Raw genomic sequence first — 15,677 nt, 5'->3', positions numbered from 1 at the left:
TCCGGACGGAGCGGATGCGGAACGGGCGGTGGGCGGCAGCCGCGCGGCGCGACCGCCCCGCGCCACCGGTCCCGGGCGGGATGACGACTATCCTGGTCGCCGTGGCACGCATCGTCGTCCTCGACTACGGCTCCGGGAACCTGCGCTCCGCCGAGCGCGCCCTGCAACGCGTCGGCGCGGACGTCACCGTGACGTCCGACTTCGACGCGGCGACCGAGGCCGACGGTCTCGTCGTCCCCGGCGTGGGCGCCTTCGCGGCGTGCATGCGGGGCCTGCACTCCGTCCGCGGCCCGCAGATCATCGGGCGTCGCCTCGCCGGCGGCCGTCCGGTCCTCGGGATCTGCGTCGGCATGCAGGTCCTGTTCGAGCGCGGCGTCGAGTTCGACGAGGACACCGAGGGTTGCGGTGAGTGGCCCGGCACGGTCGAGCGGATCCAGGCCGACGTGCTGCCGCACATGGGCTGGAACACCGTCCGGACCCCGCAGGACAGCACGCTGTTCGCCGGGCTCGACGCCGACGCCCGCTTCTACTTCGTGCACTCGTTCGGCGTGCGGCGCTGGACCCTGGAGCCCTCGCACGCGATCGCGTCGCCGAAGGTCACCTGGACCCACCACGGCGAGGACGTCGTCGCCGCGGTGGAGAACGGGCCGCTGTCGGCCACCCAGTTCCACCCGGAGAAGTCCGGCGACGCCGGCGCCACGGTCCTGGAGAACTGGCTGCGGTCGGTCACGGCCTGACACCCACCACGACGCCGCCGCCGTCGGGCCGGGCTTCCAGCTCGCCGACGCGGCCGTCGCGGCCGATGCAGGTGACCACGACGGCAGGACCGCTGCCGAGGTCGGCGACGAACAGGCGGGTGGTCTCCGGTGCGGGCACACCCACGGCGCCGGGGGCCCGTGCGACCACCTCCGCGACCGGTCCCGGCGCGAGGTCGTCGAGGTCGACGGTGCGCTGTGCCGGGTCCCGGGCGAGCGGTCGGTCGGTCGTGACCACGCCCAACCCGTCGTCGGAGTTCCAGACGTAGGTCCGGGTGCGGGTGGGCCGGCCGGGGTCGGCCGTCTGCACGGTTCCCCCGTCCGCGCCGTACGCCGCGAGCCGGTCGACGACCGTGCTCCCGGTCGCGCGGCGGACGTCGTCGACGAGGCGGGTCAGTCCCTCTGCCGTGCGGATGTCGGTGGCCGGGGCGGCCGGCGCGGAGACGACGGGAGCCGGGTTGCGGACCGGACCGAAGTCGATCTGCTCGACCTGGACGTGCAGCCAGACCCGTCCGACGACGATGATCACCACGAGGGAGATCAGCCCGCCGATCCACGAGGGCGGTCCGTACTTCCACCTCCGGTACTCGGCGATCTCGCGCGGGTCCGGTGCCCACGGCAGGAACGGCGGTTCGACACGGGGCGCGGTCCGGTCGGCGCGCGTACGGGCACGGAGGAGAGCCACGACGGGGAGTGTGGCCGTGCTCGCGCGCGGCCACGGGCGTTCCGCGGAACGCGCCTCGGCCCAGCGCGTACTCCCCGGAACGCATGCTGTCCCCCTCGGCCACCCCCGGAGGCCACGAGCGACGCGGATACCCTGGCGCGGTGAGCTTCACGTTGCTTCCCGCGGTGGACGTCGTCGACGGGCAGGCCGTCCGGCTGGTGCAGGGCGAGGCCGGCACCGAGACCGGCTACGGCTCGCCCCTGGAGGCGGCCATGACCTGGCAGGCCGGCGGCGCCGAATGGGTCCATCTGGTGGACCTCGACGCCGCGTTCGGCCGTGGCTCGAACGCCGAGCTGCTGGCCGAGGTGGTCGGGAAGCTCGATCTGCGGGTCGAGCTGTCCGGCGGCATCCGCGACGACGATTCACTGGACCGCGCCCTGTCCACCGGCGCCGCCCGGCTCAACCTCGGCACCGCGGCGCTGGAGCAGCCCGAGTGGTGCCGGAAGGTACTCGCCGAACATGGCGAGAAGATCGCGATCGGCCTCGACGTCAAGGTGATCGACGGCAGGCGCCGGGTCGCCGGCCGCGGCTGGACCTCCGACGGCGGCGACCTCTGGGAGGTCCTCGCCCGCCTCGACGCCGACGGTGCCACCCGCTACATCGTCACCGACGTCTCCAAGGACGGCACCCTCCAGGGCCCGAACGTCGAGCTGCTCACCGAGGTCGCGCAGGCCACCACCGCCCCGGTGGTCGCCTCGGGCGGGATCTCCGAGGTCGCCGACCTGACCCGGCTCGCCGAGGTCGCCGCGAACGGGGTGAACATCGAGGGCTCGATCATCGGCAAGGCGCTCTACGCCGGCCGGTTCACCCTGCCCGAGGCCCTGGCGGCCGTGAACGCGGTGAGCGCCTGATGGGCGTCGCGGTCCGTGTCGTCCCGTGCCTGGACGTCGACGCCGGGCGGGTGGTGAAGGGCGTCAACTTCAAGGAGCTCCGCGACGCGGGCGACCCGGTCGAGATGGCCCGCGTGTACGACGCCGAGGGCGCCGACGAGCTGACCTTCCTCGACGTCACCGCGTCGTCGTCGGAGCGCGGAACCATGATCGACGTGGTGCGTCGCACCGCCGAGCAGGTGTTCATCCCGCTGACCGTCGGCGGTGGCATCCGCACCCCCGACGACGTCGACCGGATGCTCCGCGCGGGCGCGGACAAGGTCTCGGTGAACACCGCCGCGATCGCCCGGCCCACGCTGCTGCACGAGATGTCGCGTCGCTTCGGCAGCCAGTGCATCGTGCTGTCGGTCGACGCCCGCCGGGTCCCCGAGGGGGAGCAGCCGCAGCCGTCGGGCTGGGAGGTCACCACGCACGGCGGGCGTCGCTCCGCCGGGATCGACGCCGTCGAGTGGGCGCAGCGCGGCCAGGAGCTCGGTGTCGGGGAGATCCTGCTCAACTCGATGGACGCCGACGGCACCCGCGCCGGGTTCGACTTGGAGATGCTGACCGCGGTCCGCAAGGTCGTCGACGTCCCGGTGATCGCCTCCGGCGGTGCCGGTGCGGTCGAGCACTTCGCGCCGGCCGTGCGCGCCGGGGCGGACGCCGTGCTCGCCGCCAGCGTGTTCCACTTCGGTCAGCTGCGGATCGGTGAGGTGAAGGACGCGCTGCGCGCGGAGGGGGTCGAGATCCGGTGAGCACCCGTCTCACGGCGGCCGAGTCCGCGCTGGACCCGGGGATCGCCACCCGCCTCAAGCGCGACGCCGACGGGCTGGTCTGCGCCGTCGTCCAGTCCCGCGCCGGTGAGGTACTGATGGTCGGCTGGATGGACGACGAGGCGCTGCACCGCACCCTGACCACCGGCCGGGGGACCTACTGGTCGCGCTCGCGCCAGGAGTACTGGGTCAAGGGCGACACCTCGGGGCACGTGCAGCACGTGCACGAGGTGCGGCTGGACTGCGACGGGGACGCGGTGCTGGTCGTCGTCGACCAGGAGGGGCCGGCCTGTCACACGGGGACCCGGACCTGCTTCGACACCGACGTCCTGCTCGCCAGGGACGGCGGCGGGGTCTGACCGCTCACGGGTGCACCGGCGGCGTCGCTGGCGGCTGGGCGGGTGCCGAGGTGACCCACCGGATCCCGGCGGTGATCGCGTGCCCCCCGGCCCGCACCACGGTCGCCTCGGCCACGGGCAGCCAGGGCAGCCGCAGCGGCAGCCGCGTCCAGCGCGGCATCAGCCCGACCGACGCGGCCGCGAGCACGCCGTAGGGCAGCCGGGCGGACAACGGCAGCGGCGGCTCCCACAGCAGGAACCGGGCGGCGTCGCGGGCCTCCGGGGTCCCGGCCAGCTCGGGCCGGTAGGCGGCGAGCTGGGCGTGCAGCTCGGCGACGGACTCCGGCGGGTCGGGCACCCCCAGCTCACGGGCGACGCGTGCGGTGTCGGCGACGTAGGCGTCGCGTCCGGCGGCGTCGAGCGGGGCGGCGCCGTAGCGGTCGTGCGCGGTGAGGAAACTGTCGATCTCGGCGATGTGCACCCAGCGCAGCAGGTGCGGGTCCGACGCCGAGTAGGGACGCCCGTCCGGCGCGGTCCCGCGGACGCGGACGTGGGCCCGCCTGATCCGCGCGATCACCCGCTCGGCCTCCTCGGCCGGCCCGAACGTCGTCGCGGCCAGGAAGTACGAGGTGCGCTGCAGCCGTCCCCACGGGTCGCCGCGGAACCCGGAGTGCCCGGCGACCCCCGCCATGGCCAGCGGGTGCAGCGACTGCAGCAGCAGCGCACGCAGTCCGCCGACGAACATCGACGCGTCGCCGTGCACGGTGCGGATCGCGGCGTCCTCGGCGAACCAGCGCGGGCCCTCGGCGCCGAGGACGCGGGCGCGGCGGCCGGATCCCTCGTCGCCGGCGACCCGGCTGAACACCGCCGACCCGACCCGCGAGCGCAGTGCCGCGAGCCGGTCGGCGACGGCGCCGGGCAGCCGGGCGGACAGATCGACCATGACCCCAGTGTGCGGTCGTGCGGCCCCGGCCGCCCTGCTGGCGAGCTCGTGGCCGGGTTCGCCGCGGGCGACGGCGACCGTCTCGCCGGCGCCGGGCTCGCCGCCCTCGAGGGGCGAGGTGCTGCGGCTGACGGCGCGTGGCCCGTCCGACGCCGAGATCGCCGCCGAGCTGGTGCTCGGGGTGGAAACGGTGACGACCCAGGTGGCGGGCGCGCTCGCGAAGACCGGGTCGCGGAACCGGACCCAGGCCCGCGGAACCGGACCAGGCCCGCGGAACCGGACCCGGGCCGTCGTCGCCGCCTACTCCTCGGGGTTCGTCGCCCCCAGGTTCCCGGTCAGGTAGCGCTGCACGGTCGGCCCGACCGCGGCGACGACGTCCTCGCGCGGGGCCGAGGCCAGCGGCTCCAGGCGCACCACGTAGCGGATCATGCCGATCCCGATCAGCTGCGCGGCGACGAGTGCGCCCCGCTCGTCGGGCCGGTCGGGGGAGTGCACGCGCGTGACCGGTACGAGGATCGCCCTGCCGACGAACTCGCGCAGCATCCGGGCCGCGGCATCGTGACCCGCGACGCTGCGCAGCATCGCCGCCATCGGGGCGCCGCCACCGGTGTCCCACACGGTGAGGAAGGTCCGCACGATCCGCTCGCCGACGGCGTCGTCCGGGCCGCGCAGCACGCGCTCGCGGACCTGCTCGGGCTCGATCGGCAGGTCGAGCGCGGCGAGGAACAGCTTCTCCTTGCCGCCGAACCAGTGGTTCACCATCGCCGGGTCCACCCCGGCGCGGTCGGCGATCCGGCGGACCGTCGCGCCGTCGAAGCCGCGGTCGGCGAACTCGACGCGGGCGGCGGCCAGCAGCCCGGCGCGGGTGTCCGCACCGCCGGACCGGCGGCCACGACGCCGGGGCTGCGCCGCCGGGTCCGGGGGTGCGCTGGCGCTCGGTTCGGTCATGCGTCCCATCCTCACCCGCGCGAGGGTGGTCGTCACTGCTCGGGGACAATGAGTCGCATGACCCAGCGGACCCAGAACGCATCCGGTGGCGCGACGACGACGGGCGCCCCCGCCCCCGCGGTTCCCGCAGCCGCAGCCCTGGGCCCGGTGAGCCCTACCCGCGAGGAGTTCCGGGAGCTGGCGCGTGCGCACCGGGTCATCCCGGTGACCCGGCGGCTGCTGGCCGACGACGAGACCCCGGTCGGGGTGTACCGCAAGCTGGCCGGTGGGCGGTCCGGCACGTTCCTGCTGGAGTCGGCCGAGAACGGCCGGTCCTGGTCGCGGTGGTCGTTCGTCGGGGCGCGCAGCGCCGCCGCGCTCACCGCCGTCGACGGCGAGCTGGCCTGGACCGGTGAGGTCCCCGACGGCCTGCCCACCACCGGGGACCCGCTCGAGGCGCTGCGCACCGTGGTCACCGAGCTGCACTCCGAGCCGCTGCCCGGGCTGCCGCCGCTGACCGGCGGCATGGTCGGCTACCTCGGCTACGACATCGTCCGCCGCGTCGAGCGCATCGCCGACCCGGACGACCCGGCCGTCGACGACCTGGCGCTGCCCGAGCTGGTCATGCTGCTGGCCACCGACCTGGCGGCGCTCGACCACCACGAGGGCACCGTCACCCTGATCGCGAACGCGATCAACTGGGACGCCACCGACGACCGCGTCGACCAGGCCTACGACGACGCGGTCGCCCGGCTGGACCGTATGACCGGCGAGCTCGCGGTCCCGTCGCCGAGCTCGGTCGCGGTGTACACCCCGACCCGCCCGGAGTTCCTCCGCCGGCGCACCCCCGAGCAGCACCACGCCGCGATCGAGGACGCGAAGGAGCAGATCCGCGCCGGTGAGGCCTTCCAGATCGTGCTGTCGCAGCGCTTCGAGATGGAGTGCGACGCCGACCCGCTCGAGGTCTACCGGATCCTGCGCACCACGAACCCGAGCCCGTACATGTACCTGCTGCGCCTCGACGACGCCGCGGGCGGGCCGCCGTTCTCGATCGTCGGGTCCAGCCCGGAGGCGCTGGTCAGCGTGCTCGACGGGCGCGCCACCACGCACCCCATCGCGGGCACCCGCTGGCGCGGCGCGACCGTCGAGGAGGACCAGCTCCTGGAGAAGGAGCTGCGCGGCGACGAGAAGGAGCGCGCCGAGCACCTGATGCTCGTCGACCTCGGACGCAACGACCTGGGCCGGGTGTGCGAGCCCGGCACGGTGACGGTGCGGAACTTCTTCGAGATCGAGCGCTACAGCCACGTCATGCACCTGGTGTCGACGGTGTCCGGGCTGCTGCGGCGCGACCGCACCGCATTCGACGCCGTCGTCGCCTGCTTCCCCGCCGGCACCCTGTCCGGGGCGCCGAAGGTGCGGGCCATGCAGGTCATCGACCGGCTGGAGCCGACCCGGCGCGGCCAGTACGGCGGCATCGTCGGCTACCTCGACTTCGCGGGCAACGCCGACACCGCGATCGCGATCCGCACCGCGATGATCCGCAACGGGACCGCGTACGTGCAGGCGGGCGGCGGGATCGTCGCCGACTCCGACCCGGCCGCGGAGGACATGGAGTGCCTGAACAAGGCCCGGGCGGTGCTGTCGGCCGTCGCCGCGGCCGGCTCGCTGTCGGCCCCGCTGGCACCCCCGCCCGTCCCGGGCAGCGCGTGACGGCGCCCGGCGACGACGGGGTCGCCACGCCCGCACCGCACCGCACCGACCGGCGGGCACTCGGCCTGACCGTGCTCGGCCTGCTGCTCGGGGCCGGGGCCCTGTGGGGCGCCGGGTCCGCCGACTGGTTCGTGCTGGAGGTGCCCACCGCCACCCGCGGCACCGTGCAGCTGGGCGCCACCGGCGCGCAGCTGCAGCCCGTGGTCACCGCGGTCGCCGCGCTGCTGGTCGCGGCGGTCGCCGCGCTGGTCGCGCTGTCGGGGATCGCCCGCCGGGTGCTCGGTGCGCTGGTCGGGCTCGCCGGGGTGGCCGCGGTGGTGCTCACCTTGCGACTGGTCGCCGTGCCGCCGTCGGCGGTGGAGCTGGCCTCGGCCCGCTCCGGGCTGACCGCCCCGAACGCCCCCGCGGGCTCCGGCGCGGTCTCGGCGACGCCGTGGCCCTGGCTGGCGGTCGCCGGCGGGGTCGTCGCACTCGCCGCCGCGGTGCTGCTGGTGGTGCGCGAACCGCGGCTGCCGCGGCTCGGTGCCCGCTACGCCGCACCGGGGACACAGGCGGCCACGACACCGACCGACCCCGACCGGGCGGCCTGGGAACGGCTCGACGCCGGCGGCGACCCGACCGTCGGTCCGCGTGAGGGGGAGAACTAGCATGACCTCGACGTCCGGGCGACGCGCGAGCGGAGGAGGAGTCGGTCCTGTGAGCACTACGGGCACTGCCGGTACGACCGGACACCCGAACGGGACTCCGGGTCGCGTACCCAGCGTCCTCGAGGCCATCGTGGACGGGGTCCGGGAGGACCTCGCCGTGCGCGAGAGCGTCGTCGACCTCGCCGAGATCAAGCGGCGGGCCGCGGCCGCGCCGCCCCCGCGGGACGCGATGGCGGCCCTGCGCGAGCCGGGCGTCGGCGTCATCGCCGAGGTGAAGCGGGCCAGCCCGTCGAAGGGGTCGCTCGCCGACATCCCCGACCCGGCCGACCTCGCCGAGGCCTACTCCGCCAACGGTGCGCGGGTGATCAGCGTGCTCACCGAGCAGCGCCGCTTCGGCGGATCCCTGGCCGACCTCGACGCCGTCCGCGCCCGGGTCGACACCCCGCTGCTGCGCAAGGACTTCGTCGTCACGCCGTACCAGGTGCACGAGGCCCGCGCGCACGGCGCGGACGTCGTGCTGCTGATCGTCGCCGCGCTGGAGCAGCCGGTGCTCGCCTCGCTGCTGGACCGCATCGAGTCCCTCGGGATGACCCCGCTGGTGGAGGTGCACACCGAGGAGGAGTGCGACCGCGCCCTGGAGGCCGGCGCCACGCTGATCGGTGTCAACGCCCGCAACCTGCACACCCTCGAGGTGAACCGGTCGGTCTTCGGGGAGATCGCGCCCGGCCTGCCGTCCCACGTGCTCAAGGTCGCCGAGTCCGGCGTCCGCGGCCCCGGTGACCTGCTGACCTACGCGGGATGGGGCGCCGACGCGGTGCTGGTCGGCGAGGGCCTGGTGACCAGCGGGGACCCGGCGGCCGCGGTCCGCGGTCTGGTCGCGGCCGGGTTCCACCCGTCCTGCAGCCGGAACGGCGGCTGATCCGTGCTCGTCACGCTCGCCACCGCACTGCCCACCGCACTGCCCACCGCACTGCCCACCGCACTGCCCGGCGTGCTCCCGGCGTCCATCCCCAGCCCGGACCGGGGTGTCTGGCACCTCGGCCCGATCCCGATCCGGGCGTACGCGCTGTGCATCATCGCCGGCATCGCGGTCGCCCTGTGGTGGGGCGAGCGCCGGCTGCAGGCGCGCGGCGGGCGGGCCGGGACGGTGCTCGACGTCGCGGTGTGGGCGGTGCCGTTCGGCCTGCTCGGCGGGCGGCTCTACCACGTCGCGACCGACTGGCGGACCTACTTCGGCCCCGGCGGCAACCCGTGGGGCGCGCTGGAGATCTGGAACGGCGGGCTCGGCATCTGGGGCGCCATCGCGCTCGGCGGGGTCGGGGCCTGGATCGGTTGCCGCCGGCACGGCGTCCCGCTGCCGCTGTTCGCCGACGCGGTCGCGCCCGGCATCATCGTCGCCCAGGCCATCGGACGGCTCGGGAACTGGTTCAACCAGGAGCTCTACGGCGGCCCGACCACCCTGCCCTGGGGGCTGGAGATCTACCGGCGGGTCGACCCCGCGACCGGGCTGGACGACCCGCTCGGCGGTGTGGCACTCGACCCGACGCCGATCGCGGTCGTGCACCCCACCTTCCTCTACGAGCTGCTGTGGAACCTCGTCGTCGCCGCGCTGATCGTGCTGGCCGACCGCCGGTTCCGGCTCGGCCACGGCAGGGTCTTCGGCCTGTACGTCGCGGGCTACACGCTCGGCCGGTTCTTCATCGAGCTCATGCGCACCGACCCGGCGACGCGGGTCTTCGGCGACGTCCGGATCAACGTCGTCGTCGCGGCCGTGGTGTTCGTCGGGGCCGTGCTCTATGTCGCCTTCGCCCGTCGCGGCCGCGAGGAGTACGTCGCCCCCGAGCCGGCGGACACCGCCGGGCCCGGGCAGCAGGGCAGCCCCCAGGAGCGCGAAGACGCGTGAGCGCGTTCGCGGGCTTCGGTGAGGGCGCCGTCGAGTTCTACGACGGCCTGCTCGCCGACAACTCCCGTGCGTACTGGACCGACCAGCGTGCGGTCTACGAGAACGACGTCCGCGGCCCGATGCTGGCGTTGCTCGCCGACCTCGAACCGGAGTTCGGGGCGGGGAAGGTGTTCCGCCCCTACCGCGACGTGCGCTTCGCCGCGGACAAGACTCCGTACAAGACCCACTGCGGGGGCTTCGCCGAGCCGTTCTACGTCGAGGTGTCCGCCGACGGGATGCTCGCGGCCGGCGGCTACTACCACCTGGCGCCCGACCAGCTGGCCCGCTACCGCGAGAGCGTCGACGACGAGCGCCGCGGCGAGGACCTGCGGGCCCGCCTCGACACCGCCCGCGCCGCCGGGCTCACCGTCGACGGTGCGACCCTGAAGACCCGGCCGCGCGGCACCGACCCGGACCACCCGCGGCTGGACCTGCTGCGGCACACGGGGCTCTACGTGGCGCGGCACTGGCCGCCGGACGACGTGCTGCACGGCCCGCGGGCCCGTGAGCGGGTCCGCAGGGTGTGGCGGGCGACCCGCCCGGTCACCGAGTGGCTCGACGACCACGTCGGCCCCAGCGAGCTCCCGCGGCGCTGACCCGGGGCCGCGGCCGTGGGGCTCGGCGCGCCCGGAGCATCGGTGCAGGACCGTCGGAGGAAGGGGCCGCCCCGCCTCAGAGCCGCGACGACGTCTCGCGGCCCGGTCGCCGTCGGGCCACCAGCACGGTCAGCCCCAGCCCGAGCGCCGCCCCGGCGACGTCGACGAGCGCGTCGAGGACGTCCCCGCTGCGCCCGATCGGCAGCAGCGCCTGCGCGACCTCCGAGGCCGCCGCGTAGGCGACCAGCCCGCCCAGCAGCGGCCACACCCGGATCCCGGCGGCCCGCCCGGTCCACGCCAGCAGCGCGAACAGCAGCAGGTGGACGAGCTTGTCGGTGCCCGCAGGTGCCGTCGGGACCCCGGACGCCGGGGTGAACAGGATGACCAGGCTCAACAGGACCGACAGGATGAACGGCTGGACGCGCACGCCCCCAGTCTGCTCCACCGCCGATCCTCCGGATGAACACCGTCGAACCGGACACCGACAGGCCGGGTTCCCGTCGTCCTGATCGTTCCAGACACCGCTACCCTGATAGCCGTGACACGTCGAACCAAGATCGTCTGCACCATCGGACCGGCCACGGCGACCCCGGACCGGATCCGTGACCTCGTGGAAGCGGGCATGGACGTGGCCCGGCTCAACTTCAGCCACGGGGACCGCGCCGACCACAAGCGGGTCTACGAGATGGTCCGCGACGCCGCCGACTCGACCGGGCGCGCCGTCGGCATCCTGGCCGACCTGCAGGGCCCGAAGATCCGCCTCGGCCGCTTCGCCGACGGTCCCACCGAGTGGCGCACCGGGGAGGAGGTGCGGATCATCGTCCAGGACCGCGCCGGCACCCACGACCAGGTCTCGACCACCTACAAGGGCCTCGCCCAGGACGCCCGGGTCGACGACCGGATGCTCGTCGACGACGGCAAGGTCGGCCTGCGGGTCGTGGCCGTCGAGGGGGACGACGTGGTCTGCAAGGTCACCGAGGGCGGCCCGGTCTCGGACAACAAGGGCCTGTCGCTGCCGGGGATGAACATCTCTGTGCCGGCCCTGTCGGACAAGGACGTCGCGGACCTGGAGTTCGCGATGTCGCTGCGGGTCGACGTCGTGGCGCTGTCGTTCGTGCGCAGCCCCGCCGACATCGACCTCGTCCACAAGATCATGGACAACACCGGCGCCGGCCGCGTCCCGGTGATCGCCAAGCTGGAGAAGCCCGAGGCCGTCGACAACCTCGAGGCCGTCGTGCTGGCCTTCGACGGGATCATGGTCGCCCGCGGCGACCTCGGCGTCGAGCTCCCGCTGCAGAACGTGCCGCTGGTGCAGAAGCGCGCCGTGCAGATCGCCCGGGAGAACGCCAAGCCGGTCATCGTCGCGACCCAGATGCTGGACTCGATGATCACCAGCTCGCGGCCGACCCGGGCCGAGGCGTCCGACGTCGCCAACGCGGTGCTCGACGGCACCGACGCGGTGATGCTGTCCGGAGAGACCAGCGTCGGCCGGTACCCGATCAAGACCGTGCGGACGATGGCCGAGATCATCGAGGCGGTGGAGGCGGGACCGGCCGACGTGCCGCCGCTCAACCACGTGCCCCGCACCAAGCGCGGCGTGCTGTCCTACGCCGCCCGCGACATCGGCGAGCGGCTCTCGGCCCGGGCGCTGGTCGCGTTCTCCCAGTCCGGGGACACCGTGCGGCGCCTGGCCCGGTTGCACACCCGGCTCCCGCTGCTGGCCTTCACCCCCGAGCCCGCGGTGCGCAGCCAGCTCGCGATGACCTGGGGCGTGGAGACGTTCCTGGTCGACAGGGTCGACTCGACCGACGCGATGATCCGCCAGGTCGACCACGCGATCCTGTCGATCGGCCGGTTCAAGCCGGGCGACCTGGTCGTCGTCGTCGCCGGTTCGCCGCCCTCCACGGTCGGCTCGACCAACCTGATCCGGGTGCACCGCCTGGGCGAGGACGACCACGCCTGACCCCGGTTCGGCATACTCACCGACCGTGAGTGCCGATTCCGCAACCGCGCAGACCGCAGCCGACGGCGAACCGCGCGGCCAGGCCGTCCTCGACGACCTGGTCGCGCTGCTGGACCTGGAGCGGCTGGAGGACAACCTGTTCCGCGGGGTCAGCCCGCCGGTCTCGCTGCCCCGGGTGTTCGGCGGGCAGGTCGCCGGGCAGGCGCTGGTGGCCGCGGGCCGCACCGTGCCCGCCGACCGCGGCGTGCACTCGCTGCACGCCTACTTCATCCGGCCGGGGGACCCGAGCATCCCGATCGTCTACGAGACCGAGAGGGTCCGCGACGGCCGCTCGTTCACCACCCGCCGGGTGCTCGCCATCCAGCGCGGTGAGGCGATCTTCTCGCTGTCGGCGTCGTTCCAGCTGCCGCAGAAGGGCCTGGAGCACTCCCAGCCGATGCCGGCGGGCGTCCCCGAGCCCGACGCCGTCGACGACCTCGGGACCCGCGCAGCGCGCGGTGACGGCGGCTGGATGGCGGGGCTGCCCCGCCCGCTCGACATCCGGCTGATCGACGAGCCGTCGTGGTCGCAGGACCACCCCGGCCCGTCGGACGATCCGATGCGGCTCTGGCTGCGGGCCGACGGCGAGCTGCCCGACGACCCGCTGCTGCACGTCTGCCTGCTCACCTACGCCAGCGACCTCACCCTGCTCGGATCGGTCGTCGCCCGGCACGACGTGCCCCGCACCGGCCTGCAGATGGCGAGCCTGGACCACGCGATGTGGTTCCACGGGCCGCTGCGCGCCGACGAGTGGCTGCTCTACTCCTGCTTCTCCCCGGCCGCGTCCGGCGGGCGCGGGCTCGCGAGCGGGAGGTTCTTCACCGCCGACGGCCGCCTGGTCGCCACCACCATGCAGGAGGGGCTCGTCCGGGTCCCCCGTCCCGGCCGGGAGGACCGCCGGTGACCGTCGAGTCCGAGGTCTCGCTGCCCAGCGTCAACGGCGGGCGGCTGCCCGGCCTCCTGGTCCGCCCGGAGTCCGGCACGCCCGGCCCCGCGATCGTGATGATCTACGAGATCTTCGGGATGACGGGTGAGATGCGCCGCATCGCGCGGGAGTTCGCGCGCGACGGCTACACCGTGCTGATCCCGGACCTGTTCGCCCGGGGCCAGGTCCGGCCACTGTGCATCGCCGCGACCGTCACCACGATGGCCACCGGACGCGGCGCCGCGCTCGGCGACTGCGAGTCGGCGCGGCGCTGGCTGGCCGACCAGCCGACCGTCGACCGCGACCGGATCGGCGTCATGGGGTTCTGCATGGGCGGCGGGTTCGCGATGCTGCTGTCCCGGACCGGCCTGTACCGGGTCGCGGTGCCGTTCTACGGCCGCGCCGGCGTCGCGGTGGAACCGGTCTGCCCGGTCGTCGCCAGCTTCGGGGAGCGCGACGCGCAGTTCGCCGACGGCTACCCGCAGCGCCTCGGGGCCGACCTGGAGGAGCGGGGGATCCCGCACGACGTCGTCGTCTACCCCGGGGCGGGCCACTCGTTCATGACCCGCACCCCGGGTGTGACGGGGGCGCTGGCGCGGCGCTCGCCGCTGCACGCGGAATACCACGAGCCCTCGGCGACGGACGCGACCGAGCGGGTGCGGGCCTTCCTGCACGATCACCTGTAGGAGGGGCAGGATGGGGACGTGAGCGAACCATCTGGACCGAGCGAGCGCGACGACCGGTCGGACCGGGCCTGGGGGTTCCGCACCCGGGCCGTGCACGCCGGGACGGTGCCGGACGCGGCGACCGGCTCGCGCGCGGTGCCGATCCACCAGACCACCAGCTACGTCTTCCGCGACACCGACGACGCCGCGGCGCTGTTCGCGCTGCAGAAGTACGGGCTGATCTACTCCCGGATCGCCAACCCGACGGTGTCGGCGCTGGAGGAGCGCCTGGCCAGCCTGGACGGTGGCATCGGCGCGGTGTGCACGGCCAGCGGGCAGTCCGCCGAGTTCCTCACCTTCGCCGCCCTCGCCGGGGCGGGCGACCACGCCGTCGCCGCGGCCGGGCTCTACGGCGGCACCATCACCCAGCTCGACGTGACGCTGCGCCGCTTCGGCGTCGACACGACCTTCGTGCCGGGCACCGACCCGGCCGACTACGCCGCCGCGATCCGCGCCGACACCAAGTTCGTGTTCGCCGAGGTCGTGTCCAACCCGGGCGGCGAGGTCGCCGACATCGCCGGGCTCGCCGAGGTCGCGCACGCGGCCGGGCTCCCGCTGATCATCGACGCGACGCTGGCGACGCCGTACCTGTGCCGGCCGCTGGAGCACGGCGCGGACATCGTGATCCACTCGGTGACGAAGTTCCTCGGCGGGCACGGCACCACCCTCGGCGGTGTGGTGATCGAGTCCGGCCGCTTCGACTGGGGCAACGGCCGCTTCCCCGGGATGACCGAGCCGGTCCCGTCCTACGGCGGACTCACCTGGTGGGGCAACTTCCAGGAGCTCGGGTTCCTCACCAAGCTGCGTGCCGAGCAGCTGCGCGACGTCGGCGCCACGCTGTCGGCGTACTCGGCGTTCCTGCTGATGCAGGGCGTCGAGACGCTGCCGCAGCGGATGGAGGCGCACGTGGCGAACGCACAGAAGGTCGCCGAGTGGCTCGAGGCCGACCCGCGGGTGGAGTACGTGACCTACCCCGGGCTGCCGTCGCACCGCCACCACGAGCGGGCTCGCCGGTATCTGCCCGCGGGGCCGGGCGCGGTGTTCGCGTTCGGGGTGCGCGGCGGCCGGGCGGCCGGGGCGCGGTTCATCGAGGCGGTGCAGCTGTGCAGCCACCTCGCCAACGTCGGCGACGCCCGGACCCTCGTCCTGCACCCCGGGTCCACCACCCACCAGCAGCTCACCACCGAGCAGCTGGAGCACGCAGGCGTCCCCGAGGACATGATCCGGATCTCGGTCGGTCTGGAGGACCCGGACGACATCGTCTGGGACCTCGACCAGGCGCTGGCCGCCTCGCAGAAGGAGAGCTCGTGACCTGGGAGAACCCGCCCGCGTGGCGGCGCCAGCAGATCCTGCGCGACACCCGCACCGTCGCCGTCGTCGGGGCGAGCCCGAACCCGGCCCGGGCCAGCAACTTCGTCGCCACCTACCTGCTGGCCTCGACCGGCTTCGAGGTGTACTTCGTCAACCCGAACGCACCGGAGATCCTCGGGCGCCCGGTGTACCCCTCGCTCGCGGAGCTGCCGGTGGTGCCGGACCTGGTCGACGTCTTCCGCCGCCCCGAGGACCTCGGCGGGGTGCTCGACGAGGTCCTCGCCCTGGACCCGACGCCGTCGACGTTCTGGCTCCAGTTCGGCCTGTTCGACGAGGAGCTGGCCCGTCGCGCGGAGGCCGCGGGCCTGACCGTGGTGATGGACCGGTGCCTCAAGGTGGAGCACGCGCGCTTCGCCGGCGGTCTGCACCTGGCCGGCTTCGACACCGGCGTGATCACCTCGCGGCGCCGGGACTGATCCCGCCCGGGGCA

General features: G+C 74.4%; 19 protein-coding genes. 15 read left to right on the top strand and 4 right to left on the bottom strand.

The genetic code is table 11. The features are described from left to right. The first annotated feature begins 101 nt into the window (after positions 1-101). Complete coding sequence (hisH, locus tag XF36_RS15525; RefSeq protein WP_060712539.1) at positions 102-737, top strand: imidazole glycerol phosphate synthase subunit HisH; 636 nt, start codon at positions 102-104, stop codon at positions 735-737. Here hisH and XF36_RS15520 read toward each other — a convergent pair. Continuing rightward, the gene (locus XF36_RS15520; RefSeq protein WP_060712538.1) at positions 727-1,440 is read right to left on the bottom strand and encodes a hypothetical protein; all 714 of its coding nucleotides are present in this window, start codon (positions 1,438-1,440) and stop codon (positions 727-729) included. The genes hisH and XF36_RS15520 overlap by 11 nt on opposite strands. Before the next feature lie 140 nt (positions 1,441-1,580). On the opposite strand from XF36_RS15520, the gene priA reads away from it, so the two are divergent. The 3 genes from priA to hisI are packed head-to-tail and all read left to right on the top strand — an operon-like array spanning position 1,581 to position 3,480. Further along, complete coding sequence (gene priA, locus XF36_RS15515; protein ID WP_060712537.1) at positions 1,581-2,330, top strand: bifunctional 1-(5-phosphoribosyl)-5-((5-phosphoribosylamino)methylideneamino)imidazole-4-carboxamide isomerase/phosphoribosylanthranilate isomerase PriA; 750 nt, start codon at positions 1,581-1,583, stop codon at positions 2,328-2,330. Beyond that, on the top strand, positions 2,330-3,103 hold the full coding sequence (gene hisF / locus XF36_RS15510; RefSeq protein WP_060712536.1) for an imidazole glycerol phosphate synthase subunit HisF: 774 nt from the start codon (positions 2,330-2,332) through the stop codon (positions 3,101-3,103). The genes priA and hisF overlap by 1 nt, the downstream gene beginning before the upstream one ends. After that, on the top strand, positions 3,100-3,480 hold the full coding sequence (hisI, locus tag XF36_RS15505; protein ID WP_060712535.1) for a phosphoribosyl-AMP cyclohydrolase: 381 nt from the start codon (positions 3,100-3,102) through the stop codon (positions 3,478-3,480). The genes hisF and hisI overlap by 4 nt, the downstream gene beginning before the upstream one ends. A gap of 4 nt (positions 3,481-3,484) precedes the next feature. Here hisI and XF36_RS15500 read toward each other — a convergent pair whose 3' ends face one another. Continuing rightward, a complete protein-coding gene (locus tag XF36_RS15500; RefSeq protein ID WP_060712534.1) occupies positions 3,485-4,402 on the bottom strand; it encodes an oxygenase MpaB family protein in 918 nt (305 codons plus the stop codon). On the opposite strand from XF36_RS15500, the gene XF36_RS15495 reads away from it, so the two are divergent. Beyond that, positions 4,401-4,745, top strand: a complete 345-nt coding sequence (locus tag XF36_RS15495; RefSeq protein WP_145981378.1) for a response regulator transcription factor — start codon at positions 4,401-4,403, stop codon at positions 4,743-4,745. The genes XF36_RS15500 and XF36_RS15495 overlap by 2 nt on opposite strands. On the opposite strand, the gene XF36_RS15490 is transcribed toward XF36_RS15495, so the two are convergent. Further along, positions 4,703-5,350: a TetR family transcriptional regulator gene (locus XF36_RS15490; RefSeq protein WP_060712532.1), complete on the bottom strand. Its 648-nt coding sequence runs from the start codon at positions 5,348-5,350 to the stop codon at positions 4,703-4,705. The two genes, XF36_RS15495 and XF36_RS15490, sit on opposite strands and share 43 nt — an antisense overlap. A 57-nt stretch (positions 5,351-5,407) precedes the next feature. Here XF36_RS15490 and XF36_RS15485 point away from each other — a divergent pair, with 57 nt between their 5' ends. The 5 genes from XF36_RS15485 to XF36_RS15465 all read left to right on the top strand — a co-directional run bounded on the left by XF36_RS15485 (position 5,408) and on the right by XF36_RS15465 (position 10,224). Beyond that, positions 5,408-7,039, top strand: coding sequence for an anthranilate synthase component I (locus XF36_RS15485; RefSeq protein ID WP_238588897.1), 1,632 nt, complete (start codon positions 5,408-5,410; stop codon positions 7,037-7,039). Beyond that, complete coding sequence (locus tag XF36_RS15480; protein WP_060712531.1) at positions 7,036-7,686, top strand: Trp biosynthesis-associated membrane protein; 651 nt, start codon at positions 7,036-7,038, stop codon at positions 7,684-7,686. Before XF36_RS15485 ends, XF36_RS15480 begins: the two co-directional genes overlap by 4 nt. 127 nt (positions 7,687-7,813) lie before the next feature. Further along, on the top strand, positions 7,814-8,605 hold the full coding sequence (gene trpC, locus XF36_RS15475) for an indole-3-glycerol phosphate synthase TrpC (RefSeq protein WP_043281760.1): 792 nt from the start codon (positions 7,814-7,816) through the stop codon (positions 8,603-8,605). A 72-nt stretch (positions 8,606-8,677) separates the two neighbouring features. Further along, complete coding sequence (gene lgt / locus XF36_RS15470; protein ID WP_145981631.1) at positions 8,678-9,589, top strand: prolipoprotein diacylglyceryl transferase; 912 nt, start codon at positions 8,678-8,680, stop codon at positions 9,587-9,589. After that, a complete protein-coding gene (locus XF36_RS15465) occupies positions 9,586-10,224 on the top strand; it encodes a DUF2461 domain-containing protein (protein ID WP_060712530.1) in 639 nt (212 codons plus the stop codon). Before lgt ends, XF36_RS15465 begins: the two co-directional genes overlap by 4 nt. A gap of 76 nt (positions 10,225-10,300) precedes the next feature. Here XF36_RS15465 and XF36_RS15460 read toward each other — a convergent pair whose 3' ends face one another. Next, positions 10,301-10,669: a VanZ family protein gene (locus tag XF36_RS15460; protein WP_060712529.1), complete on the bottom strand. Its 369-nt coding sequence runs from the start codon at positions 10,667-10,669 to the stop codon at positions 10,301-10,303. A 93-nt stretch (positions 10,670-10,762) separates the two neighbouring features. Here XF36_RS15460 and pyk point away from each other — a divergent pair, with 93 nt between their 5' ends. Genes pyk through XF36_RS15435 form a run of 5 tightly spaced genes read left to right on the top strand, consistent with a single transcriptional unit; the run spans position 10,763 to position 15,663 of the window. Next, positions 10,763-12,187 (top strand): pyruvate kinase, encoded by a 1,425-nt coding sequence (gene pyk, locus XF36_RS15455; protein ID WP_060712528.1) that lies wholly within the window; start codon positions 10,763-10,765, stop codon positions 12,185-12,187. Positions 12,188-12,212: 25 nt separating this feature from the next. Beyond that, complete coding sequence (locus tag XF36_RS15450; RefSeq protein ID WP_060712527.1) at positions 12,213-13,130, top strand: acyl-CoA thioesterase; 918 nt, start codon at positions 12,213-12,215, stop codon at positions 13,128-13,130. Next, positions 13,127-13,837 carry a dienelactone hydrolase family protein gene (locus XF36_RS15445; protein ID WP_060712526.1) on the top strand — a complete coding sequence of 237 codons (711 nt, stop codon included), beginning with the start codon at positions 13,127-13,129 and terminating at the stop codon, positions 13,835-13,837. Before XF36_RS15450 ends, XF36_RS15445 begins: the two co-directional genes overlap by 4 nt. Positions 13,838-13,855: 18 nt before the next feature. Next, a complete protein-coding gene (locus XF36_RS15440) occupies positions 13,856-15,187 on the top strand; it encodes an O-acetylhomoserine aminocarboxypropyltransferase/cysteine synthase family protein (protein WP_060712525.1) in 1,332 nt (443 codons plus the stop codon). Continuing rightward, positions 15,184-15,663 (top strand): CoA-binding protein, encoded by a 480-nt coding sequence (locus XF36_RS15435; protein WP_020627508.1) that lies wholly within the window; start codon positions 15,184-15,186, stop codon positions 15,661-15,663. The genes XF36_RS15440 and XF36_RS15435 overlap by 4 nt, the downstream gene beginning before the upstream one ends. Positions 15,664-15,677 lie beyond the last annotated feature (14 nt).

Origin of the sequence: Pseudonocardia sp. HH130629-09 (genome assembly GCF_001294645.1) — a bacterium.
In the GTDB taxonomy this organism is placed as follows: Bacteria; Actinomycetota; Actinomycetes; order Mycobacteriales; family Pseudonocardiaceae; genus Pseudonocardia.
Note: the sequence above shows the minus strand (reverse complement) of the source record. Positions and strands in the feature narration are given on the sequence as shown.

Coding starts and splice junctions, on each gene's coding strand:
- XF36_RS15490 (WP_060712532.1), bottom strand. CDS start 5,350: ATGACCGAACCGAGCGCCAGCGCACCCCCGGACCCGGCGGCGCAGCCC.
- XF36_RS15495 (WP_145981378.1), top strand. CDS start 4,401: ATGACCCCAGTGTGCGGTCGTGCGGCCCCGGCCGCCCTGCTGGCGAGC.
- hisF (WP_060712536.1), top strand. CDS start 2,330: ATGGGCGTCGCGGTCCGTGTCGTCCCGTGCCTGGACGTCGACGCCGGG.
- XF36_RS15485 (WP_238588897.1), top strand. CDS start 5,408: ATGACCCAGCGGACCCAGAACGCATCCGGTGGCGCGACGACGACGGGC.
- XF36_RS15500 (WP_060712534.1), bottom strand. CDS start 4,402: ATGGTCGATCTGTCCGCCCGGCTGCCCGGCGCCGTCGCCGACCGGCTC.